Raw genomic sequence first — 23,240 nt, forward strand, 5'->3', positions numbered from 1 at the left:
TACAGGAAGTGAAATAAATCGTACCAAATGAGTACCAAATCATTAGGTACAAACTCTAATAAACTTCCTGTAACTGACTAAGAGAGACCAATTTAATTTTTAATAATTTAATCTGACTTAGTCCTATACGGGTTAGTTATGTAAAATACCAAATGTTTCACATCATCTAAGAACTGTCTAAGCTCTTCGTCAAAAAATATTTTATTAATTTATCATTTTCTTTTATTTTTTATCATGTTTTCCATATTTAGCTTAGACAGTTAGACAACATTGGGTTTTTATTCCTCTATTACTGGTTAAACTCTGCAAGAGGACTAAATAATTCTCAAGTATTCATTTTGTCAGATGTACAGGAGGTGAAATAAATCGTACTAAATGAGTACCAAATCATTGGGTACAAACTCTAATAAACTTCCTGTAACTGACTAAGGGTTACCAATTAGTATATCAAGTCTTCCTAATAATTTAATTAAATCTCATTTGTAAAATTCTAAAATTCAAGGGTGTTAGTAAAAATCAGTACCTGATACCTCTGAATCGAAGATGGGTTACATCGGAAACAAAAGGACACACTAATTTCCGATGAATACAATGAACTTCCACTTTAGCTTAACTATATTTCAATTAAAGTCGAGATTATGGTTATATCTAATAAATTCTCCACTTTAATTAAAATGTATTCTTATTAAAGTCGAGATACATAGTAAAATTTTTCGACTTTAGTAAACCTATATTTTAATTAAAGTCGAGAACTATCCTGAAACCATTCTAAAAGAATGAATTCACTAACTATTCTCATTATGAAATTGGTATATTAACAGTTTTCCAGAAGAAATCAAGTATATATGTACTTCTTATGAAAACTAAGAATATTCTATGAAAATGCCTAGGTGGGACATATAATAAAGAGTTACTCTATATTTTATGGGGGAGGGTAAGATAGCTGCGGATTATTCTGAAACTCCACATGTATTGACAAATTAAATTATAAGTTCCATGTTAATAAACTGGTCTTTTTGTTAACATCGAACACTATACTTAAACCTACTTTTACTTGATTTAAAATTTAAGTTTATCACACTAACTTGTATGCACCATGAAATATTTAGTAAAAATTCAGTCAGTACAATTATTACTAATTGATTATTTAGTCAGATACAGTTAATAGTTATTATTTTCCAGAATTTTAGACAAAAAACTCTAATATTGGGATTTAACCCATATTATTGACTAATACCTGTAAATGACTAATATAAGTCAAGTATTTCTAATATTCCAAACAAAACTTTGCCAAATATATAAAATAAATATAATTTTTAGCCTTATTAAAATGGCTAAATACTGATTTACACATAAATATAACTGGTTTTTGATATTCAGGGAGGCTTCAAAAATATCCAACAATGTATTAAATTCACTCTATATGGTGATGAATGAAGGGGTTTGTTTTCATGAAATCATCTATGATAAAAAAGGATCTCCAGTTGATTATTTGATAACAGATTGTAATCCTGCTTATGAATCAATTATCGGATTGAAAAGACATGAGGTGATAGGACAAAAAGCTTCAGAAGTTTATGGTGCAGGTGAACCTCCTTATTTATCTACATATGCAAAAGTGGCTGAAACTGGTGAACAAACATATTTTGAAACTTATTTTCCACCATTTGACAAATATTTCAAAATATCTGCTATATCACCTGAAAAAGGAAAATTTGTAACTATCTTTAACGATATCACAGAATATAAAAACTTAAAAGATGATCTCCAACGAACAATAAATGAATTCAATTATCTTTTTGACAGCATGGAAGATGCTCTTTTTGTAGGTGATTTGGAAGGCAACATCCTTGATGTTAATGAAACTGCTGTTAAAAGATTGGGTTATTCCAAGCAAGAATTACTTTCAATGAATATTAAAGATATAGATGAGCTTTATGATGAAGACGGTATTAATGACAATATTCTAAATCTTCCTGAAAATGGGAAACAAAAGTTTGAATCGGTTCATATAACAAATAATGGTACTAGAATCCCTGTAGAAATCAATTCAAACTTGATTAAATATAAAGAAAAAACAGCGGTTCTTAGTGTAGTCCGTAATATTACTGATAGAAAAAACGCAGAAAAACTGATTCAAAGAAAAATACAGGAACAAAAGGCACTGTTGTCATCTACACCTGCTTATGTATATTTAAAAGATAGTAAATTGAATTATCTTACAGCAAATGATGCTTTTTGTAAAGTGGTTGGTTTTTCAATTGAAAATATAAAAGGCAAGAATGATTTCGATTTCTTACCAGAAAAAGAAGCAGAAAAATACCGTTCAGATGATACATCGGTTATGGAATCCAGAAAACCGATTTATAATTTGGAAGAAAAATATACTACATCCGAAGGAGAAATAAGGTGGGCTCTTACATCCAAAGTACCTTATTTTGATACTGAAGGAAATGTAATAGGTATAGTTGGTAGTTCACTGGATATTACTGAAAGGAAACGAATGTATGAGAAATTAGAAAGAGCTGAATATGAAAAAAGGGCTTTACTTAATTCTACTTCAGAAATAGTTGTGTACCATGACCTTGAGGGCAAGATTTTATGGTGTAATAAAGCAGCTACTAAATTTACGGGTCTAAATTGCAGAGATATGATAGGTCAGTATTGTTATAAACTGCTGTACAATAAATCAGAAATTTGTGACAATTGTCCTATATATGAAATTGTAAAAACCGGAAAACATTATGAAGAAACTGTGACCTTTACAAACAAAATATTGAACGTTAAAAAGGACCCAGTTCGAAATACCAGTGGAGATATAATTGGAATTATAACTGTTACCAATGATATCACTGATAGAGTTAAAACCGAAGAGAAAATAGAGAAATATGCAGAGGAATTGGAAAAAATAAATATAGAGCTTGAACATCGTGTTCGGAAACAGACAGAAGATATCATAAATGCTGAAAGGACAAGAGAACTTGAACTCCATCACAGAATAAAAAATAATCTTCAGGTTATATCAAGTTTGCTCAGCCTTCAATCAGAAAAATTCACAGATGATGAAGTAAAAGATGCTTTCATAGATACACAAAACCGTGTTAAATCAATGTCTCTTGTCCACAATAAATTGTACCAAACCAAAGGGCTGGAGAATGTAAACTCAAAAGACTACATAGAAGACCTTGTTGACCATTTGGTAGGTTTATATGGTGGTTCTAACATTACTATAAAAATCGATGTTCAGGATATATATTTTGGAATCGATACCATTATTCCACTTGGAATGATTATCACTGAACTTCTGTCTAACTCTTTGAAATATGCGTTCTTTGATGATGAACAAGGTGAAGTATATATTGGACTTTATCGGAATGAAGAAGGAAATTATAAATTAATTGTAGCTGATAATGGCAAGGGCTTTTCAGAGGATATTGATATAGAAGAACCTAATACACTTGGTCTACAGCTAGTAAATAGCCTTGTCGACCAGATTAATGGTGACTTTGAAGCAGAGACTATAAATGGTACAAAATTTGTCATCGAGTTTAATAATTAATTCTATACATTTCACAATAATTCTGATGTCTATATTACTTGATACCAATTATCCTATATAACAGCCTGGATGGGACATATAATAAAGAGTTACTCTATATTTAATAGGGGGCCTTAAGATAGCTGCGAATTATCTTGAAACTCCACACGTATTGACAATAAATCAAATATTGGATTTTTCATGTTAACGGACTAGGATTCTAATTAACGTGGAGATTGAATTTTTGGTACGTCTGATTTCCTTTATTTATACTATCCTGCACAATACTAAATCTATTCAAATCCTGCAAGAAACACTACGTATATTATTTTTATCAAATAATTCATCGAATCCTGATGTGGATGAACACCTTTATATACTTTAAATGCGTATTAGAGTTGCTTAAAGATAAAGACTGTTTGATTAAACGTATTGGTATTTAATGATGTTACTTTAACTGTACATACTATTTTTCCGTTATGTAATCCATCCTGTTTGTGTCTTTTTAGCGTTAATACAAGGATGTGAAAATTTTGTTTAATAGAGATGACTCAGCTCCAGTTAGATCTGGAGAAAGATACGATGTAGAAATTGAGAATATTGCAAGTAAAGGCGATGGAATCGCCAGAGTTGGTGGCTTTGTTATTTTTGTACCAGACACCTCTGTCGGCGATGAAGTCACAATTGCAGTTACCAAAGTAATGGATAATTTCGCTTTCGGTGAAATAGCCCAATAAACTCAATCTTCAAATAAAAGGAATGTTATTATGCATTCCTTTTTTATTTTTAACTACTCTTTTTCTAATATATAAGTTCACAATGAGGAACTTTTTACAAATTCCACTGTGGATGAAAAATTTTGAGCTAATAACTGTGTATATACTTGATTTCTTGTGGAGAATAAATTTCGATATCTAATCCTTTATAATATGAGTTTCCATAAAAAACAAAGTATTAATGAGGGATAAGAATTGAAAAAAATTACTAAAATACTAATTATCATGTTGCTTTTTACATCTATAGCGGCATTAGGTTGCACTGAAAATTCAGACACAGGTGTAGATGGTACAAATCAAAACGATGATAATACAGAAACAGAAAATCCAAACCAAGATAATGATTCAAAAGAAGCCAGTTTGAACGAATCTGATACATTAAGAATTGGTGCTTTTAATATTCAAGTATTTGGAACCAGCAAGGCTTCAGAACCTGAAACCATGAATACAATCGCCAAGATAATCCGCAATTATGACATTATAGCAATTCAGGAGATAAGAGATAAATCAGAAAATTCACTTCCTCAACTAGTAGAACTTGTTAATGAAGGCGATTATAATTACGATTTTGTAATGAGTGAACGTCTGGGTAGAACTGTAAGTAAAGAACAATATGCTTACATTTACAACACTGCAACTGTAGATATCTCAAACAATCCACATACATATCCAGAACCTGAAGGAACTGATCCTTTCCATAGGCAACCATATATTGCATCTTTTGAAGCTGTCAATGGCAATTTTGATGCTACTTTTATCACAGTACATACAGACCCAGATGAAGCTACTGAAGAAATCAATGCACTGGATTCTGTAGTAGAATATACCCATGAAAAATACTCTGAAGAAAGAGATTTCATTGTAATGGGCGACCTGAACGCTGATGGTTCGTATTTTGATGAAGACTTAGATTCGACAATGCATAATGATTATTACTACTGGTGCATCGGGGACGATATTGATACAACAACTGGTTCCACTGATTACACCTATGACAGGATAATCATTACAGAACCTGCTATGGAAGATTTCACAGATGATGCTCACATTTACAGGTACGATGACAAATATGACCTGAAACATGATGAAACGATGGATGTATCAGACCATTATCCTGTATATGCGACATTCTGGACCAATAAAGACGATGATAATATAACTTCAAATTATACACCTTCAGAACAAACTTTGACGTCTGAAAATAATGGTTATATAAATGATTCCAGTACTGAAGACCATGAAGATGTATATATCAGTGATTTGTCCTTGGAAGATGAATGGGTTAAAATAACAAACCCAGGAGAGACTTCTGTAGACCTAAATAACTGGAAAATCGAAGATGAAGCAAATCACGCTTACGAATTTACAGACTTCACTTTGGGTCCTAACAACACTGTGACATTGTACACTGATGAAGGTACCGATGCTGAAAATCAATTGTATTGGGGAAGCGGAAGAGCTATTTGGAACAACGATGGTGATAATGCTTATCTTTATGATTCAACAGGAGAATTAGTAGATAGTTATCAAGGTGATTGAGCATTTGGATATAAAAAAGCTGGATTAGAGGAGATGAATATCCAGCTTTCAATTATTTCAGATTAAGACCACGGTTGATTCTTTCAAATTGCTCATAGTATTTAGCACGCTGTATAAGTTCTTTGAAATATTCGTCCATTTCTATCACCAAACATCACTATGAAACCTAAAATATAAAAAGAAGAACCAAACGGTGTGAAAGTATTCAGTGATTATGCAATAAGGATATTAAAGAATACAATTGATCAAGAACATCATAGAAAAATTAATATCAAGTAACCTGAGATATAAAATTACTATGTCTGATAAGAAAATTGATGCTGATTTTATTAAATATTGGATGCCTTTCTATGATAAACCCGATATCGGTGCAGACTATTCTGAATACACTTCAATTATGAATAAAGTTCATAGAGATGTAGCTAACGGTACTATCTATGAATCGACTTTTAAGGACATATTAGATTGGAAAGCAGCTAGAATAAAGGGCAAAGTTGATTGGAACAACTTTGAATATTATGATAATACATTCAAAGAGATGCTAAAAGCTGAAGATGATGCTAAACTATCAATTTTATGTCAATTAGATGGAATCGGTGTACCTACTGCATCTACTATATTACATTTTATATATCCTGAAAGATTCCCAATTATTGACTATAGAGTAATGGAAGTTCTAAACAACTTTGGGTATCTTAATACTAAGAATGCAACTAGCGAAAGTAATTATCATAAATATCGCAATGTGATTCTAAATATTGCTGCTGAATCTAATTGCTCACTTAGCGAATTGGACAGAGCTCTATTTGCTTATCACAAAGAAAACTTAGATTAATAATGGAGAATATTCCAATTTGACGGTTGTGGTTATTTTGAATGATGGTTGGGTGTCAAGTAATACACTTGGTAAAGGAAAACCATTCTATTGGAAATTGGATGACGACTGTAACATTCATATTAAAAGAGAAATTAAAAATTGGAAAATTGAAACAGTTAGTTATGACCATCTGAATAAACTAAATAATTATATGGGTAGTGGAGATTGGGTCGGATTAAAAAACAACGTAAAGAAATTATCCAATGGTACTGAAGATGATGGTATTGGCACCTTCCTTTACAACCTGCATGAAGACACTTCCTATGCCCAATTATCAAGTCATTTGAGTGCTCTCTTTAACTATGCAGGTATCTGGGAACACAATGGTTATAGTAGAAATATGGAATTTAAATTAAAATCTGATAACTGGTGTAGAGATATTAAGAAATACTATCAACAAAAATCGAGAGAATAAAATTCGGCTTTTTGAGATAAATCCATTAGGTGTCTTAGATGAACATTTTCACTGCACTGAGTCAAGGTAGAGGAAGTTTAAATGAAGAAAACATGAGTGCAATGTTGGGTTATTTGCTCTCGCCTGAACAATCACATGGACTAAACGATGTATTTCTTAAAAAATTCCTAAGTTCTGTCGCTGAAATAAAAGATGGTCAATTACATGATTTGGATAACTTACTATTATCAAAAGATGAGATAAAAGTTGAAGTTAACTTTGAACAGCCATATAGTTATCATGGTTACAGTAGATATGTTGACATTGACATCAGAATTTTTGACAATCATTATAATGAACTCTATAGGCTCATAATAGAAAATAAGATAAAGCCGGCATCATCTTCCAGCAATCAATTCAAAGAGGAATATGAAGCTGTGATTTCTGATATAGAAGAGAATAGTGAGAATTCGCATCCAAAAGTAATAATGATTTTTCTTACACCCACAGGAAGACATAGCCAATTATTAAATGAATATGAAAATCTAAGTCAAGACATGTTGGGTAAAAATGAGAAGGTTTGGGTGTATTGGGCAGATGATGAGAACACTATAACTGATTTGCTCAGACAAATTTTAAAAGATGAATCTGAAGTAAAAATTGATCCTATAACAGATTATACAAAACATACTTTAAAGGCTTTTATTAGACACATACAGGAAACCAATATAAAATATACATCTCCTGGTAAAGTTGACCATAAACCGGGTGGGATAGTGGATTTTGCATATGCAAAGATATCGGATGGTTATTACAAAATAGAAAAATATGAAAGTACCACTATAAAGGTGTTCAATTTAGATTTACAGAGATATGAAGTAGCAAAACCAATACTCAGAAAAGTGAATGATGAAAAGAATTTAGGAGTTAATCTTTATCTTTCTACAAATAATGAGAGAAACACTAGAAGTTTAGGAAATATGGTTATAAAAAAGTTAAAGCAACAAAATAAGGATGATAAACCATCAAATGATGATTTGTAAATTAAGTATAATAGGTGTGTAAATCACTTATAATGTAAAAAAATCCTTTATTGCTAAAGGAGACTTGAATTGATAAAAATCTTTATTTAATAAATTTGCAACTTTCATAATATGAGTAGTTTTGAAACTGGTGCATGGTTACCATCAGCCATAATGCAAACTGTTGGTGCTTTATATGGAGTGTTCATTGCGATTATTATTTTAACAGTTCAACGCATGGGTGCTAAAAGCAGTAGCAGTAACCAAAAGGATTGGAATACAGATATTAATAAATTTAAAGAAAAAATATTACCTAATTTTAAAGTTATTGTAATTGTAATTGGAATAACCGAAATATCAAACGGTTTAATTCTTGGATATGGCATAAACCATAAGTTACCAAATTGGGCATTATCACTTTCCTATATTACATATGTTATAAGTACATTAGCTATTCTACTGTTTTCTTATTGGTTAGCAAAACACGCATTTGATGATTTTAGACAATTCCAAAATCGATAACTATAGAAAACAAACTTGAAATTCATAAGACAGGTATATCCAAATTTCAATCTCCCAGGGGTTTTTGTTTAACAACCGAATATGTATAGATATACTAAATCTAATACAGGATTTAATATCTACTCATATTAATATCTGTCAAATTTTCCTGTAAAAATCTAAAAAAAGTTCCCATGAGCATGAGAAAAATAGTATATACTTAGTCCTTGTAAAATATTACTAGTTTTAATTCAAAGTTTGCAGATGAAATAGTGTATATATGTGACTTCATATGGAACTGATGAACTAATATCGGCTGATGTAATGATATCTTTGTAAATCTCAATAATGAGCAGATTATACGTGAGTATATTTAATTATCCTATATAACAGCCTAGGTAGACTATATTATAAACAACATCCTAGATTTTAGGGGATAGGCAAAAGATGGCTACGAATTACTCTGAGACCCTCTAACACCCTTCATTCAGTGGAATATTATTAGTTTTAATCACTCTAATGGTGTTCAATGGAGCATACCTAATCTTTTATTTCATCCTCTAAAGAGAGACGATTTGATAGTCTGGACCAAAACTTTTATATTAATATATATGTATACATGTATACATGTATAAACATATAGAAATATATGATTATAATATCTCTAATTAATGGAATTAAACTATGAACCATAAAATCGAATTAAACAAGGATAATATAATATTTTACAAGAAAGACAGAGGTATTGACGGTCAAGAAATAGAATCAAAACAAAACATTAGTTATGATGTTTTTGAAAAAATGGATTGGCGTATTAATGTTAAAGATATAGTGCCGAACATTTCATCCAGTGGTGATATTCAGAAAATAACATTGCATATCTCTGATTATGAAACATTTGAAAAAGAAAGTAAAAATAGAGAAAAAATAGAACAAAAACAACAGGATATTGAAAAATCTGTAATTATCAATAGAGATACAATATCTTGGAATAAATATAATCAAATATTGATAAATACTGCAGAATGGCTTTACAAAAAAGGATATTTGTATGAATCAAAATTGCCAATATATGTGTCGAAAGGAAAACGATATCTATTAAATAGTGTTCCAAAGCATGATTATGGCAAAGATTTTCAGGCAAAACATAAGATATCAGACAATATTTGGCTTAACATTCATTTTTCAGCAAGGGATTGCAAAAGGCATGCTGAAACTTTAATGAATAAATTAGCTCCTTCTATTGATTATGAAATACGAGGTTTTGATTTAAATTGAAAATTCTTAATGTTTTCATTGGTAATGCAACAACCATCAATAAATTTATGCAATTAACCTAACGAAAGAAACAAACTAAAGAGACTTAAATAAAAGTTATAAATTTTAAAATATTAAAAGAATAAAAAATCTGTAGGGGATTAAATTGGAAACTGAACTAAATTTTGCAATCCAGAGAAACAGTAATAGTAGTCTAGAACCATGGGAAATAAACAACGAGGGACAACATGGTGCTCTTGTTTTAAGATATAGAGATTGTAACCTAAGCTGTTATTTATGTTATTTTCAACCTTATGCTTATTTGAACAGGACAACCTCAAGAAGACCTGTAACAAGTAGTTTGGAGACCTGCGTAAATCAGTTAAATAACCTAGATAGAAGTATAGGATGGGTACGAATTCAAGGTGGTGAACCTCTTTTAAACGATAGTAGGTCAAAATCTACGTCCATTCTTGCAGGTGAAGTGCTTAATCATATAGTATCCAATAACCTGAGCTCTTATGAAAATCCAAGAATAATAATCCAAACAAATGGAATCTGGTTGGGTAATGCATCAGTTGATAAAATTGATGAGTTTGTACAGAAAATAGTTGAATACCTCGAAAATGTAGGTTACGGAAAAATAGTATTAGAAATATCTTTTAAAGGATCAAATAGAGAAATGGCTAATTCATATGCGAAATCTATAAACACAACGAATGTTGATGATGTTTTAGCTACACAAATAAGTGGATATAATAAATTACATGAATCTATTAAAAATAATGCATGGGATAATGACATAAACAGATTAGCTATTTATCCTATAGCTGGATTTGGTCCTGAAATTAATAATCCAGGAATTATTCCTATACAGAAGATTGAAAATAGTGAGTATCCAATATTCCATCCAGATACATGGGATGAGAATTTCAGCAGAGTTATAGATGATTTCCGAAATACACTATCAACAAATGAAAGTGTTTACCAAGATTATCTAAATTCACATGGAAACAAAATACCTATGGAATCCATGGAGCCTAGAAGATTTCAAAGCGGATGGATAGCTAGAATCAATGATAGGCCTCAACTCAGAGCTTTTGCTGAAAATAATCTGCGGATAATAAGAGCTCCAAGGTTGAATATATTCATGAATAATATAGGGTTTGTTCCAGAAGCTGATGAAAATTTAATACAAAAAGTTGGCGAACTAAGAGAAGTATTTTATGAAGCAGATCCAAAAAGCCATTATCCATATCTTTGACTGATTTTTAATCAATAAAAATCTAACATAGGAAAATTGTATGCATGAGGATTAATAACCATTTTTATTCAATTCTCTTCTTATACTTAATATAGCTCATAACTTAATATTTATTAATTATATTTTTGATGAAAAATAATGTGATTAACTACAGTTGAAAAATTATTTTTTATCAATCAGTTTGTTAAGTTCTGCTTCAATTTCATTTATATCGCTATCTATTAGCTGTTGAAAATTAACCAAAAAATTATCCATTTCAGCTTTATCCATATTTTTTTTGTTATAAATTATATCTAATAAATAATTTAATTGCTCACGTAATTTTTTTTCTGCAAGATATCTATGACTTATTACATGTTCTAATTTCTGAGGAACATTCATATAATTTAAATAATCATGTTGTGATGCGTATCTATTTAAAGGTGTTAACGATAAATAAGAATCATCTTTAAACACTTCTATAGATTCTTCTATACCTAAAGCTGCTTTTACTTTGATTGTTTTCAAATCAAAGTTTTCTTCTGGATTCGGAAATATTCTATCCGTATTTATTTCTACAAGATTTAAATCATTTGTAAAATAATCATATAAGGGGTAATAAAAATTCTTTAATTTTTTCTCATTAAATGCAACTTTTCTATCTATATACGATTGTTCTATAAGTTCATCAGTTTTTTCAACATTAATCTTAGTATGTTCAACCATTTCTGATGTCTTCTTTGCATAATATCCAGTAAAGGCAACAAGGATAGCAGTAACAAAAGCTAATAAAACTGTTGCAATAGCTGTTATTAAAGATGGATTTGCTATTAAATAATCTACAACATTTATCATAAATGACACCAAAAACTCTGTAATTAAAAATTTTACTATGATTTACTAATTTAGGACGATATGAACACATATTGTTCAGTGAAACTCAAAATAATTCCACATAGATTGCTATAGCCTTAAATCGCTTATTTTATAACTCCAAACAAAAATAAATATAATCCATGTCGTAATTTTACAACATGGTGATAATTCAGATTATATTTTTAAATTTATAATGAATGGCAGGGTATAACAATGAGTAATTTTCAGGAAAAAGCTAATTTTATTTGGAGCGTGGCTGACGAGGTACTAAGAGACGACTTTAAACGTGGGAAATACCGGGATGTAATTCTTCCATTTACTGTTTTAAGACGTGTGGAATGTGTACTGGAACCTACCAAGGATAATGTAATACAAACTTACGAAAATGTCAAGGACAAAGTCAAAGACCCGCACAATGCACTTTGCCATGCTGCAGGTCATAGTTTTTACAACACATCACCGTATGACCTCAAGAAACTGCTGGATGACCCGAGCAACATAGGTCAGAACTTCAAGTCGTACATAAACAGTTTCTCCGAGAATATGCGAGATATCTTCGACAAGTTCTATCTCTGGAACTACATCGACCAGTTGATTGAAGATAACCTGCTGTACATGTTGCTTGAGAAGTTCTCAAACGTGGATTTACACCCTGATTCTGTAAGCAACCATGAGATGGGGTATATCTTCGAGGAATTGATAAGACGGTTCAATGAGGACGTCAATGAGAACCCTGGTGAGCACTTCACACCAAGAGAAGTTATCAGGCTCATGGTCAATCTAATTTTTTATCAGGATGAAGCAAAGCTCGGACACAATACGCCCATCAGGACAATCTACGACCCTGCATGCGGTACTGGCGGAATGCTGACTATCGCCAATGACCATATCCTCAAGGAAATCAATTCTAATGCTGATATCTGGCTGTTTGGACAGGAAGTAAATCCTGAAACATTTGCGATTGCAAAATCTGACATGATGCTTAAAGGAAACGACCGTGATGCTGAAAATATCAAAATGGGTTCTGTATTCTCAAATGACGGTCACCCAAACGAGACCTTTAATTATATGCTTTCAAATCCACCGTTTGGTAAGGACTGGAAAAAAGAACAGAACTTCATACTGGAGGAAGCCAAAAGTGCCAGTAGTAGATTTACTGCAGGACTACCAAGGAAAGATGATGGCCAGCTCCTGTTCCTGCAGCACATGATTTCAAAGATGAAGAGACCTGAAGATGGAGGAAGCAGGATTGCGGTTGTTACGAATGGTTCTCCACTATTTACGGGTGATGCTGGTTCAGGTGAAAGTGAAATCAGACGCTGGATAATCGAGAATGACTGGCTGGAAGCGATTGTTGCACTACCTGAGCAGTTGTTCTACAATACTGGCATCAATACCTATGTCTGGATAGTCACAAACCGCAAGGAAGATCACAGGAAAGGCAAGATACAGCTCGTTGATGCCAGAGAGTGCTATCAGAAGATGAGGAAGAGCCTCGGAGAAAAGAGACACGAGATTTCTTCTGAACAAATTGACACGATAACAAACCTGCATAACAATTTCAATGAAGGTCAGTATTCACAAATTTTTGACAACCACGAATTCGGATACAGGAAAATTACCATAGAACAACCACTCCGATTGAGCTTCCAGGTCACTCCTGAAAGGATAGAACAACTGAAGGAACAGAAAGCATTCAAGAACCTCGCTGTCAGCAAGAAGAGGAAGAATACAGAGGAGAAAGAAAAGGAAGAAGCTGAAGGTCAGAAACTGCAGGACTCCATAATCGAGATGCTATCCGAGATGGACAGCGAGAAGTTTTACAAGAACCGTGATGAATTCTGGAAGGTGCTCAATGATAATCTCAAGAAGCACGGTATAAACATAAATAATACTGTGGAAAAAGCTATTTTGGATTCGATGTCTGAGCGTGATGAAACAGCTGATATCTGTGTTGACAGCAAAAAACGGTGGGAACCTGACTCACAGCTCCGGGATTATGAGAACGTGCCGCTGGATGAGGATATCTATGATTACTTCGAACGTGAAGTGAAACCTCATGTGCCTGAAGCATGGATTGATGAATCAAAGACCGACCAATACGATAACGATGTTGGAAAAGTCGGATACATAATCAATTTCAACCGCTATTTCTACGAGTACGAACCACCAAGACCTCTGGAAGAGATAGAATCAGACATCAACGACCTTGAGAATGAAATTCTTGAACTGCTTCAGGAGGTTTCGCATTGAGCGGGGTTGTGCAGGAACAGAGACAGAAATTTTTCGATACTTCAGGATTCAAACCTTATCCTGAGTATAAAGATTCAGGTATTGAATGGTTGGGTGAAATTCCTGAGCATTGGGATGTAAAGCAATTACGAAGAGTTATAAAATCGTTAAAAAATGGAACAACAGCTCCTCAATTAGACAGTGGAACTACAAATTATCCAGTTACAAGGATAGAGACAATATCAAACGGGTATATAAACTACAATAATGTAGGATATCTTAAAGAAAATGATGTAGATAAAAGATATATTCTAAATAAAGATGACATACTTATATCTCATATAAATAGTTTAGAATATATTGGAAATTGTGCGATATACAAAGATAATGAAACACTTGTACATGGAATGAATCTTCTTAGATTAATTCCTGATGATAATATAATCCCTGACTTTCTTATTTATTATCTAAAAAGTAAAAACTTTAAATATTCGGCTAGGATACATGCTAAGCCAGCTATTAATCAAGCAAGTGTATCATCAACTGTTTTAAAATCGTTGAAATTCTCTTACCCTAGTAATTTTAATGAGCAAAAATCCATAGCCAATTTCCTCGATAAAGAGACCCATAAAATCGATAAACTGATAGAGAAAAAGCAGCGACTTGTTGAACTACTGGAAGAGAAACGCTCTGCTCTAATCAATCATACAGTGGCCAAAGGTCTTGACCCTGATGTTGAGATGAAGGATTCAGGTATCGAATGGCTGGGTGAGATTCCTGAGCATTGGGATGTTGTTAAACTAAAATATTTACTTCGTTCTAAAGTAACTGATGGACCTCATGAATCACCTGCATTCGTTGATAATGGAATTCCATTTTTATCAGCTGATTCTATTCAAAATGGTAAACTAAAATTTGAAAATTGTAGATATGTTCCATATGAAGACCACATTAGATACATCAGAAAATGCAAACCAGAAAAATATGATTTATTACTAGGAAAAGCCGCATCTGTAGGAAAAGTTGCATTGGTTGATGTTGATTTTGAATTTAGTATTTGGTCACCATTAGCATTAATAAAACCTGACACACGAGAATTAAATTCGAAACTACTATACTACGTTTTAAGGAGTAGATACGTTCAAAAACAAATAGATATGTTAAACCATACAAACACTCAAGACAATTTAGGGATGAAAGAAATAGAAAACTTGAAAATAATTTTGCCCTCCGTATCAGAACAAAAACAAATAGCAGATTATCTCGACCAAAGAACCTCAAAGATTGACGAACTAATAAATAAAATCAACCATCAGATAGAATACCTTAAAGAATACCGAACAGCCCTCATTTCTGCAGCAGTCACTGGAAAGATCGATGTTAGAGGAGAGGAGCAAAAGTGAGAACCACCGTTTCTGAGAACACATTCGAAAACGACATAGTGCAGACCCTTGTCAATCAGAAAGGATACATCCACAGAAAAAACAGTGACTACGATAAAGAACTCTGCATGGACCCTGAGATGGTTATTGAGTTCATTTGGGCTACACAATCAAAGGAGTGGGAGAAACTCGAGAAGCAATACGGTGAACAGGTGAAAGAGAGATTTCTGGAAAGACTGCAGAAGAACATCGAGAGACGTGGAACACTTGATGTGCTGAAGAAAGGTATCAAAGACAGGGGCTGCAGGTTCGACCTTGTGTATTTCAAACCCGAAACCACACTGAATGTAGAACATCAGGACAGATATAAAGCAAACAGGTTCTCGGTTATACAGCAGCTCCACTACAACACAAAAAACGAGAAGTCTATCGACCTTGTCCTTTTCATCAATGGATTACCCATTATCACATCAGAACTGAAGAATCCGCTCAACGAACAAAATGTCGAGCATGCGATACACCAGTACCGCAAAGATAGAAGCCCTAAAGAACCACTTCTGAGCCCGAGGAGATGCTTTGTACATTTTGCTGTCGATACCGACCTTGTCTACATGGCAACCAAACTGAAAGGAGAATCTACCAAATTCCTGCCTTTCAACAGAGGTTATGAGAACGGTTCAGGAAATCCACCACCAGAAGACCCGGAGAAATACAAGACATACTATCTTTGGGAAGAAATCTGGGATAAGGATATGCTTCTGGATATAATCTCAGACTATATCGTGCTTCTGGATGATGACGAATACATATTCCCGAGATACCATCAGCTCAAAGCAGTAAATTCGATGATTGAGAATGCAAGGCTCAACGGTCCGGGTCACAGGTATCTCGTACAGCACAGTACAGGAAGCGGAAAGAGTTTTACTATCGCATGGCTCTGCAACAAGTTGTCAGGACTGCACGATGAAAATAACAACCGGATATTCGATTCGATCATCGTGATTACAGACAGGAGAGTGCTCGACCAGCAGTTAAGCAGCACGATGTTTGAATTCGAACAGGTCAGAGGAACCGTGGAGTGGATAGACAGCAACAAGAAATCCGAACAGCTCAAACAGGCACTTGAGAGCAACAAGGAAATCATCGTGGTCACATTGCAGACATTCCCATTCCTTGTAGATGAAGCGAACCAGTTAAGCGACAGAAACTTCGCCATAGTGGTAGATGAAGCTCATTCATCTCAATCTGGAGAGACCGCCAGAGGAAGCAGAAAGGTACTCGTGTCAGCTGATGATGTGCAGTACGAAGATGAGATGGAGAAGGATGTCGAGGATGTCATAAACAGTGAGATCGAGAAAACTGTAGGACCTGCAAAGAACATCAGCTACTTTGCATTCACCGCAACACCCAAACAGAAAACATTGGAACTTTTCGGAACCAAAATGCCTGATGGTAGCTATGAGCCGTATCACTTGTATTCTATGAAACAGGCGATAGAAGAAGGGTTCATACTCAATCCACTTGAGAACTACACCACATTCGAGACCTATTTCGAGCTCAAAAAGAAAATCGAAGATGATCCTGAATACGATAGAACCACAGCATACGGGCTTTTAAGGTCTCATGTTGATTCTAGCAAACCCGCCATCAGTAAAAAGACATCGATTATGCTGGATCATTTCTACAACAATATAATGACCCGTATAGGCGGCAAAGCCAAAGCGATGGTTGTTACAAGTTCCAGAGCCAATGCAGTCAAATACAAACTGGAATTTGATAAACAGATAAACGATAATGGATATCCTTTCGAAGCACTCGTAGCATTCTCGGGCACCGTTGAAGGTAATGATGTCGAAAAGGTCTACAGCGACTATGAGTTCACAGAATCAAAGATGAACGGTTTTCCGGATAGCAAGACATCCCAGTATTTCGACGAGAACGATGATTACAGGATACTTATAGTTGCCAACAAGTTCCAGACAGGTTTCGACCAGCCGCTTCTACACACCATGTATGTGGATAAAAAACTGGGTGGTGTGAATGCTGTACAGACATTGAGCCGGTTGAACAGGATACATCCTGAAAAACACGACACAATGGTTCTCGATTTTGCCAATGATGCAGAAGATATAAAGAAATCATTCGAGAACTTCCATGTGAAAACTACATTGAGCGAAGGCACAGACCCGAACAAGCTTCACGATTATGAAGATGCATTGAAGGATTTCAGGATATTTACAGAAGATGATGTAGAAAAATTCGCTCAAGAATACTTCTCAACTTCAGGTACCCAGGCTAAACTCTACTCAATACTTGAACCCGTGATACAGGAATGGGAAAGTAGACCTGAAGAGGAAAGGAAGGATTTCAAGAAGCAGATGCAGTCATTCACCAGATTGTATGCTTTCCTGTCTCACATAATGACGTTTAGAGATACCGAGCTTGAGAAACTTTATCAGTTCTCCCGGTTCCTTGTAAAGAAACTGAAAATCGGTTATAAACGCCTGCCTACTGAGATTCTGGATTGTGTAGACCTTGAATCACTTCGTATCAGTGAAGACAGCAAAGGCAGTATCGTACTTACAGATAAAGAAGGTGAACTGAAACCAATTTCTGATATGGGGACTGGCACTACCAGAGAAGAAGAACTTGCACCGCTTTCTGAGATACTGAATGAACTCAATGAGCGATTTGGAACCGAATTTACAGAAGACGACAGAGTAGCTCAGGTCATAGAAGATATGAGAGACCGCTTGCTCAAGACGGAGAAACTTCAGAGAGCTGCAAACCCTGAGATTAATTCGAAGGATAATTTTGCAAGGACGTTTGAATGGTTCTTTGATGATGAAGTTGAGAACCTTATCAATACGAGCCTTGACTTATACAAAAAAATGAGCGATGATGGTGATTTACGACATAATGTTAAGCAGGCATTGTTGAAGGACATTTATAGTAAATTGGTTGAATCTGACAATAGAAAATAATAGATGGGTTTAAATGGAAATTGTAAATGTAGTTGCTACAGTCAAACTAAATTCTTATTTAGATTTGGCGAGTTTAGAAGATGCACTTCAAGATACACAAGTTGTATCTACAAGTAAAGTATGGCTTAAAATGAGACTAATGCCTGAAAACTATTATGTAGCTTTCTATAAATCTGGCAAGTTTCTCATAACAGGTGTAAAATCGACTGAAGATATATCTACCATTTCCAATAGAGTATTAGATATTTTAAAAAATGCTGGTATTGATGTTGATATTGAAGATACTTATATACAAAATATCGTTGCAGTCGATAAAATAGAGATGAACTCAACGCTTGAAAAAATAATTTACAACCTTGACCCTTCAAAGAGTAGCTATGAACCAGAACAATTTCCAGGATTGATATACAAAAATTGGGGTGCTAGTTTTCTTCTCTTTTCAAGTGGGAAAGTTGTAATTACAGGTGTGAAAGATGAGAATTATTTGGATGATTTAATTACTAAATTCAAAAATGAGATATCATTTGAATAAAATCATCCCAAAGGAAATTCATAAGTATCTTTGTATTTTTTGTAGCAATTGTAACATGTTGGCTTTGCTTTACTGATATTAGATTTATTCGATTTGCCACATATATGACAAGCACTTTCTTCTATATTTTCATCTCCTTTTTTCTTCCAAGTGCTAAAACATTTTTTACAATAAGGATACATAGGGTTTAATGATATCGAATCCCCACAGCGAATACAATATCCATTATCTGATTTGTTAGAATTGTTCTTTGTATTACTTTGTTTCTTAAAAACGTCAGACGTAGATTTGTCATTACTATTTATATCCTCTTCACTGTATCTAATAAGTCTTTTTGCTTCATCATAGATATCAGAATATAATTTAGGGTCTGAATCTTTTGAAACATATATTCCCATTTCATTATTATGAACTTCTGAATAACGGTACATGTTCATTGATGTTATCAAAGCTTCTTTATCATTTAAGTAACACTTAGCATGCAGATTTTTGCAAAAATTAGTACGTATAGAATTTAGAGACTTTAACCAATTATTTTCTTCTGGTTTTAAGTCATTTTTTCCATATATAACTCTAATATCTATTTTCATTCGGTCTTTATCTTGAATCAAATCTTTTAACCTTTCATTAATTTGGAGATATGGGCTTACAATAATTAATTTATCATCAGCATTTTTGATTATCTGTTCTAAATGATGAGATACTCCTGTTGTACTACAAAATTCAGTCATAATTCCTAAACCATCAAAATTTTATAAATATTTTTATGTTTATGTTCTTAATGTTCTAAAAATAATATAAAAATGGCACAGTAGAAATCCTGTTGAAATCGACATAAATTCCTACAGACCCAACTCTTGATAATCTTTTAAAAATAAGCTAATTAAGTATTTGAGTGTGAATTTACAAATTAGGTGTAGCTACCCAACTTGTGCTACCCCCAAAACACAAATTGGGCAGATAAGACTACTTTAAACCATATCTCCCCGCTGGTTGAACCCCCACTCAACCATTAACCACGCTCGTCCACTAATTTAAACAGGTGTAGAGATTTTACCCTCATTCTCTACATCTGCTTTCTAATCCCTATTATGTACTGTAAATATATATAATAAATGATGTTGTCATTTTTCTACCGTTAAATATTATAAAGCCATTAAATTTTTTAATGTTGTTATTTGGAAAAAGAACTTTTTCTAAAATATGAACAATTCGATGATATTAATCGTTTACTGAAAAACCTTATGCGACCCACGATACTGGCTACACCTACCATCTTAGCAGACCCACTGATACTATTCCCTCATAGCGGTACTTGATAAAATACAGTCTTTTGAGTATTCTTGCAGTTATTGATTATTTGAGATCGAGGAAGAGTTTAATCTTCCTTATATTCATTTAACATACAATTTTCACAATACATTGCACCCTTTTTAATTGAATTGTTTTTTAATTTGTAAAACGTGTAATAAGTGTCATCATCCTTTAAATCAACATCACATCTGACACAATCATCAAAACTATTTTTTTCTACATCATTCATTAATTTCAGATGGTATACAATTAGGACATAATAAACTTGAACCTGTAACTTCACCCATAATTTGTATATCTCCATCTTCATCAGGTTCTTTTCTGACCAATCCTGTACTTAACAGATAAGACTCTACACCCATTGGTTTATTACATTTTGAACAGTTCATTTGATTCAACCCTTTATCTAGATTACATACAAAATATATGTATTGAAATATATGGAGTCCATTACAATTAGTTCTTTTTTATGTATGCAATTTTACTAATATTCCTAATTGAATATTACCTAACAATAATTAGCATTGATTTAATAAAATATATTATGTATGTACCATAACATATTCTTGGATGAAACAATGGACGAAAAAGAACGATCATATCGAAAAATTGAAATTAAACATTTACAGAAACTAAAAGATATATCTGTAAATGATCAAAATATCTTTTTCAACAAAAATCCTAAATATGAATTTTTTAGGGATAGGTTATTTTGTATTCTTTTAGTTCAGGGCGCAGCTTTACATTATGTTAATGGAACTAATGGTATCAAAGATTTTGATATTCTTCTCTTGTATAAACAAAACCTTGAAGAAAAAGATGAAAATGGTAAATTGATAAAAATTCCTTACAGAAGGTTAATTGCATATGATTGTGGTATGCCTGAATTTGGCAGGTATCCACACGATGACATTAACCAATATCCTAACCGGAGAGTCGATGTTTTAATTCGAGAAATTGGAGAAGATTTAACGGATAATTATGATTTGATTACAGGAATCAGGAAATATTTTGAAACCGGAAATACCCCATCTATAAAACAATGGAAAAATAAAGATGTAGTAGGCATCTGGCCAGAAGAAATTCAGGGCGATTTAGTATGGAATACAAAGTCGCATTCAGATAATTATTGAAATTGAGTCCGTGAAGTAATCTCAAACATCATCTGTCTAAATTTGACCAACGTTTATAGTCAGTAACATAACTTTCGTTGTATAAATTTACTTGAACAAAATTTGCAAATGTAGTTCTTGTTGTCATAATTTTTTTCTACTGAAATCAATATAATTTATTATAATAACTGTAACTTTTCTTTACCATTTCATTTTCACTATCATGATTATTTTTATAAAAAACTCCATAATAATCTGGATTGGAAGGATGTTTTTCTAAAAAATGTTTATATTCCTTATCTGAAACAACATAACTCGAAGTCCCACACTCTGGACAAAAACCAAACATGTTAGCCTTCTTCCCACAATTTTTACACTTCGACATAATTCAAATTATGAAATTTAACATTATATATTTTTTCTAAAAGTGCATTTTATGGACTCGTTTTTCTGAACAAAAAGAAATTTTGTTTAAACTGTAAGAAGATAAAGCAAATTAGGAGGTTTAAAGAACTAATCTGATTAAGTATTAATTTGTAGTTTGGATTTATTATAATAACAAATAATATTGATTTTTTTAATAAACCAACTTTAAAAATTTGTTATTAAAACAAAAACCTATGAACAATCCTATGATATTCCGTCTTTGCCTGTTTGACTTTATTAAGATAATGAGCACTTCCTACAGTAGTTGCGACACGTCCTTGGATGAATTCTGCAACGCTTTCTTCAAGCATGACATTGAGGTGCCACTTGCGAATGCTGGCACCTACTTTTTTGATTTTTAAGTAACATACAGGAATTTATCAATCAAATATGGTTTTTAATTTATCTTCCAAGTTGATTTGTCCATCTTTCTTTATTTTATATTGGAATCCACAGCTTGGGCACTGTAACTTTATGTAATCCGGTTTTGCTGAAAATACTTTATCATAGACCTTTGTCCTATCATCTATTGCAAATTGAAGATATATTGCAGTGGTTGCCAAATCTGTATGTCCAAGTTGCAATTGTAATGTGCGTATATCCATTCCATTTTGGATACAGTAGATTGCATGACCGTGGCGGAATTTATGGGCGCTTAACCAAGGGATTTTAGATTCTTTTTTTAACTTGTTAATGAAAACTTTCGCACCATTTTCATTAAGGTTGATTATTTTGTCATCAGGTTTTAACGAATATCTGTTGATATGTTCCTGTATTATATCCAAAGTTTTTTGGTCAACAACAACAGTTCTTGGTTTCAATTCTTCTGTTTTTACACTTTTACCATAAATCGCTATTAATCTATCTTTAAAAGCAATATCTTTCACTCGGATACCATGATGATATTTTTGGATATACGTAGAGAAAAACCGACATTCTTCATCAATACATATTCTATCATCTTTTGCAACGCTCCATTTTGGACAATTGCCTTTCCTTTTACGATTCCCTGGAAATAAGCACTGGGTATAAACTCTTCTTGGCACACCAACGATTTCAGAAATTCGTGCACCAGTGAAAAACAGAAGTCTCACAAGTAACGAATAATCACCTTCTCTGGCTTTTTTCAATGCACAATCTTCTTCTAGGTCTTTTGCTAATTGTTCCAAGTCCAAAAAATCCTCATATTTTACATAAGCGCTTAAGTTTTTTATTGCTTCATGAGCCATATTTTC

At 33.0% G+C, this 23,240-nt stretch carries 21 protein-coding genes; 15 read left to right on the forward strand and 6 right to left on the reverse strand.

Annotated elements, in window-relative coordinates; genetic code table 11:
* The first annotated feature begins 1,429 nt into the window (after positions 1 to 1,429).
* The 9 genes from METEV_RS02265 to METEV_RS02305 all read left to right on the forward strand — a co-directional run bounded on the left by METEV_RS02265 (position 1,430) and on the right by METEV_RS02305 (position 11,168).
* Positions 1,430 to 3,559, forward strand: a complete 2,130-nt coding sequence (locus tag METEV_RS02265; RefSeq protein WP_013193936.1) for a PAS domain S-box protein — start codon at positions 1,430 to 1,432, stop codon at positions 3,557 to 3,559.
* Positions 3,560 to 4,071: 512 nt separating this feature from the next.
* Positions 4,072 to 4,275 carry a TRAM domain-containing protein gene (locus METEV_RS02270; RefSeq protein ID WP_013193937.1) on the forward strand — a complete coding sequence of 68 codons (204 nt, stop codon included), beginning with the start codon at positions 4,072 to 4,074 and terminating at the stop codon, positions 4,273 to 4,275.
* 234 nt (positions 4,276 to 4,509) lie between these two features.
* Positions 4,510 to 5,853 carry a lamin tail domain-containing protein gene (locus METEV_RS02275; RefSeq protein WP_013193938.1) on the forward strand — a complete coding sequence of 448 codons (1,344 nt, stop codon included), beginning with the start codon at positions 4,510 to 4,512 and terminating at the stop codon, positions 5,851 to 5,853.
* Positions 5,854 to 6,151: 298 nt separating this feature from the next.
* Positions 6,152 to 6,688 (forward strand): hypothetical protein, encoded by a 537-nt coding sequence (locus tag METEV_RS02280; protein ID WP_013193939.1) that lies wholly within the window; start codon positions 6,152 to 6,154, stop codon positions 6,686 to 6,688.
* A 19-nt stretch (positions 6,689 to 6,707) separates the two neighbouring features.
* On the forward strand, positions 6,708 to 7,145 hold the full coding sequence (locus METEV_RS02285) for a hypothetical protein (RefSeq protein ID WP_013193940.1): 438 nt from the start codon (positions 6,708 to 6,710) through the stop codon (positions 7,143 to 7,145).
* A 38-nt stretch (positions 7,146 to 7,183) separates the two neighbouring features.
* Positions 7,184 to 8,167 carry a PD-(D/E)XK nuclease family protein gene (locus METEV_RS02290; RefSeq protein WP_013193941.1) on the forward strand — a complete coding sequence of 328 codons (984 nt, stop codon included), beginning with the start codon at positions 7,184 to 7,186 and terminating at the stop codon, positions 8,165 to 8,167.
* A gap of 111 nt (positions 8,168 to 8,278) precedes the next feature.
* A complete protein-coding gene (locus METEV_RS02295; RefSeq protein WP_013193942.1) occupies positions 8,279 to 8,668 on the forward strand; it encodes a hypothetical protein in 390 nt (129 codons plus the stop codon).
* Positions 8,669 to 9,331: 663 nt separating this feature from the next.
* A complete protein-coding gene (locus METEV_RS02300) occupies positions 9,332 to 9,925 on the forward strand; it encodes a hypothetical protein (RefSeq protein ID WP_013193943.1) in 594 nt (197 codons plus the stop codon).
* 145 nt (positions 9,926 to 10,070) lie between these two features.
* Positions 10,071 to 11,168, forward strand: coding sequence for a radical SAM protein (locus METEV_RS02305; protein ID WP_013193944.1), 1,098 nt, complete (start codon positions 10,071 to 10,073; stop codon positions 11,166 to 11,168).
* Positions 11,169 to 11,330: 162 nt separating this feature from the next.
* Here the strand turns inward: METEV_RS02305 and METEV_RS02310 are convergent, their stop codons facing one another.
* Positions 11,331 to 12,002, reverse strand: coding sequence for a hypothetical protein (locus tag METEV_RS02310; protein WP_013193945.1), 672 nt, complete (start codon positions 12,000 to 12,002; stop codon positions 11,331 to 11,333).
* 234 nt (positions 12,003 to 12,236) lie between these two features.
* Between METEV_RS02310 and METEV_RS02315 the strand changes: the two genes are divergently transcribed.
* Genes METEV_RS02315 through METEV_RS02330 form a run of 4 tightly spaced genes read left to right on the forward strand, consistent with a single transcriptional unit; the run spans position 12,237 to position 19,153 of the window.
* Positions 12,237 to 14,276, forward strand: coding sequence for a type I restriction-modification system subunit M (locus METEV_RS02315; RefSeq protein WP_013193946.1), 2,040 nt, complete (start codon positions 12,237 to 12,239; stop codon positions 14,274 to 14,276).
* Positions 14,273 to 15,658: a restriction endonuclease subunit S gene (locus tag METEV_RS02320; RefSeq protein WP_013193947.1), complete on the forward strand. Its 1,386-nt coding sequence runs from the start codon at positions 14,273 to 14,275 to the stop codon at positions 15,656 to 15,658. Before METEV_RS02315 ends, METEV_RS02320 begins: the two co-directional genes overlap by 4 nt.
* Entirely contained in the window at positions 15,655 to 18,621 is a 2,967-nt protein-coding gene (locus METEV_RS02325) for a type I restriction endonuclease subunit R (protein ID WP_013193948.1), read from the forward strand. Before METEV_RS02320 ends, METEV_RS02325 begins: the two co-directional genes overlap by 4 nt.
* 13 nt (positions 18,622 to 18,634) lie before the next feature.
* Positions 18,635 to 19,153 (forward strand): TBP family protein, encoded by a 519-nt coding sequence (locus METEV_RS02330; protein WP_013193949.1) that lies wholly within the window; start codon positions 18,635 to 18,637, stop codon positions 19,151 to 19,153.
* 2 nt (positions 19,154 to 19,155) lie between these two features.
* Here the strand turns inward: METEV_RS02330 and METEV_RS02335 are convergent, their stop codons facing one another.
* Positions 19,156 to 19,884, reverse strand: a complete 729-nt coding sequence (locus METEV_RS02335) for a phospholipase D family protein (RefSeq protein WP_013193950.1) — start codon at positions 19,882 to 19,884, stop codon at positions 19,156 to 19,158.
* 447 nt (positions 19,885 to 20,331) lie between these two features.
* Here METEV_RS02335 and METEV_RS12230 point away from each other — a divergent pair, with 447 nt between their 5' ends.
* Entirely contained in the window at positions 20,332 to 20,472 is a 141-nt protein-coding gene (locus METEV_RS12230; RefSeq protein ID WP_157197263.1) for a hypothetical protein, read from the forward strand.
* 59 nt (positions 20,473 to 20,531) lie between these two features.
* Here METEV_RS12230 and METEV_RS12235 read toward each other — a convergent pair whose 3' ends face one another.
* The gene (locus tag METEV_RS12235) at positions 20,532 to 20,696 is read right to left on the reverse strand and encodes a hypothetical protein (RefSeq protein ID WP_013193951.1); all 165 of its coding nucleotides are present in this window, start codon (positions 20,694 to 20,696) and stop codon (positions 20,532 to 20,534) included.
* The gene (locus tag METEV_RS12240) at positions 20,689 to 20,856 is read right to left on the reverse strand and encodes a hypothetical protein (protein ID WP_013193952.1); all 168 of its coding nucleotides are present in this window, start codon (positions 20,854 to 20,856) and stop codon (positions 20,689 to 20,691) included. The genes METEV_RS12235 and METEV_RS12240 overlap by 8 nt, the downstream gene beginning before the upstream one ends.
* A 189-nt stretch (positions 20,857 to 21,045) precedes the next feature.
* Here METEV_RS12240 and METEV_RS02340 point away from each other — a divergent pair, with 189 nt between their 5' ends.
* Complete coding sequence (locus METEV_RS02340; protein WP_013193953.1) at positions 21,046 to 21,600, forward strand: hypothetical protein; 555 nt, start codon at positions 21,046 to 21,048, stop codon at positions 21,598 to 21,600.
* A gap of 584 nt (positions 21,601 to 22,184) precedes the next feature.
* On the opposite strand, the gene METEV_RS11940 is transcribed toward METEV_RS02340, so the two are convergent.
* Together METEV_RS11940 and METEV_RS02350 are read right to left on the reverse strand one after the other, a co-directional pair.
* Positions 22,185 to 22,382 (reverse strand): integrase, encoded by a 198-nt coding sequence (locus METEV_RS11940; RefSeq protein ID WP_157197265.1) that lies wholly within the window; start codon positions 22,380 to 22,382, stop codon positions 22,185 to 22,187.
* 3 nt (positions 22,383 to 22,385) lie between these two features.
* Positions 22,386 to 23,234: a tyrosine-type recombinase/integrase gene (locus METEV_RS02350; protein ID WP_013193955.1), complete on the reverse strand. Its 849-nt coding sequence runs from the start codon at positions 23,232 to 23,234 to the stop codon at positions 22,386 to 22,388.
* Between the last annotated feature and the right edge of the window lie 6 nt (positions 23,235 to 23,240).

This window comes from Methanohalobium evestigatum Z-7303, assembly GCF_000196655.1.
GTDB classification, from domain to species: domain Archaea; phylum Halobacteriota; class Methanosarcinia; order Methanosarcinales; family Methanosarcinaceae; genus Methanohalobium; species Methanohalobium evestigatum.

Excerpts from the sequence above, each read along its gene's own strand:
- METEV_RS02290 (WP_013193941.1), top strand. The coding sequence starts at position 7,184 with ATGAACATTTTCACTGCACTGAGTCAAGGTAGAGGAAGTTTAAATGAA.
- METEV_RS02340 (WP_013193953.1), top strand. The coding sequence starts at position 21,046 with ATGGACGAAAAAGAACGATCATATCGAAAAATTGAAATTAAACATTTA.
- METEV_RS12235 (WP_013193951.1), bottom strand. The coding sequence starts at position 20,696 with ATGAATGATGTAGAAAAAAATAGTTTTGATGATTGTGTCAGATGTGAT.
- METEV_RS02310 (WP_013193945.1), bottom strand. The coding sequence starts at position 12,002 with ATGATAAATGTTGTAGATTATTTAATAGCAAATCCATCTTTAATAACA.
- METEV_RS02315 (WP_013193946.1), top strand. The coding sequence starts at position 12,237 with ATGAGTAATTTTCAGGAAAAAGCTAATTTTATTTGGAGCGTGGCTGAC.
- METEV_RS02265 (WP_013193936.1), top strand. The coding sequence starts at position 1,430 with ATGAATGAAGGGGTTTGTTTTCATGAAATCATCTATGATAAAAAAGGA.
- METEV_RS12240 (WP_013193952.1), bottom strand. The coding sequence starts at position 20,856 with ATGAACTGTTCAAAATGTAATAAACCAATGGGTGTAGAGTCTTATCTG.
- METEV_RS02280 (WP_013193939.1), top strand. The coding sequence starts at position 6,152 with ATGTCTGATAAGAAAATTGATGCTGATTTTATTAAATATTGGATGCCT.
- METEV_RS02330 (WP_013193949.1), top strand. The coding sequence starts at position 18,635 with ATGGAAATTGTAAATGTAGTTGCTACAGTCAAACTAAATTCTTATTTA.
- METEV_RS02295 (WP_013193942.1), top strand. The coding sequence starts at position 8,279 with ATGAGTAGTTTTGAAACTGGTGCATGGTTACCATCAGCCATAATGCAA.
- METEV_RS02335 (WP_013193950.1), bottom strand. The coding sequence starts at position 19,884 with ATGACTGAATTTTGTAGTACAACAGGAGTATCTCATCATTTAGAACAG.
- METEV_RS02350 (WP_013193955.1), bottom strand. The coding sequence starts at position 23,234 with ATGGCTCATGAAGCAATAAAAAACTTAAGCGCTTATGTAAAATATGAG.
- METEV_RS02300 (WP_013193943.1), top strand. The coding sequence starts at position 9,332 with ATGAACCATAAAATCGAATTAAACAAGGATAATATAATATTTTACAAG.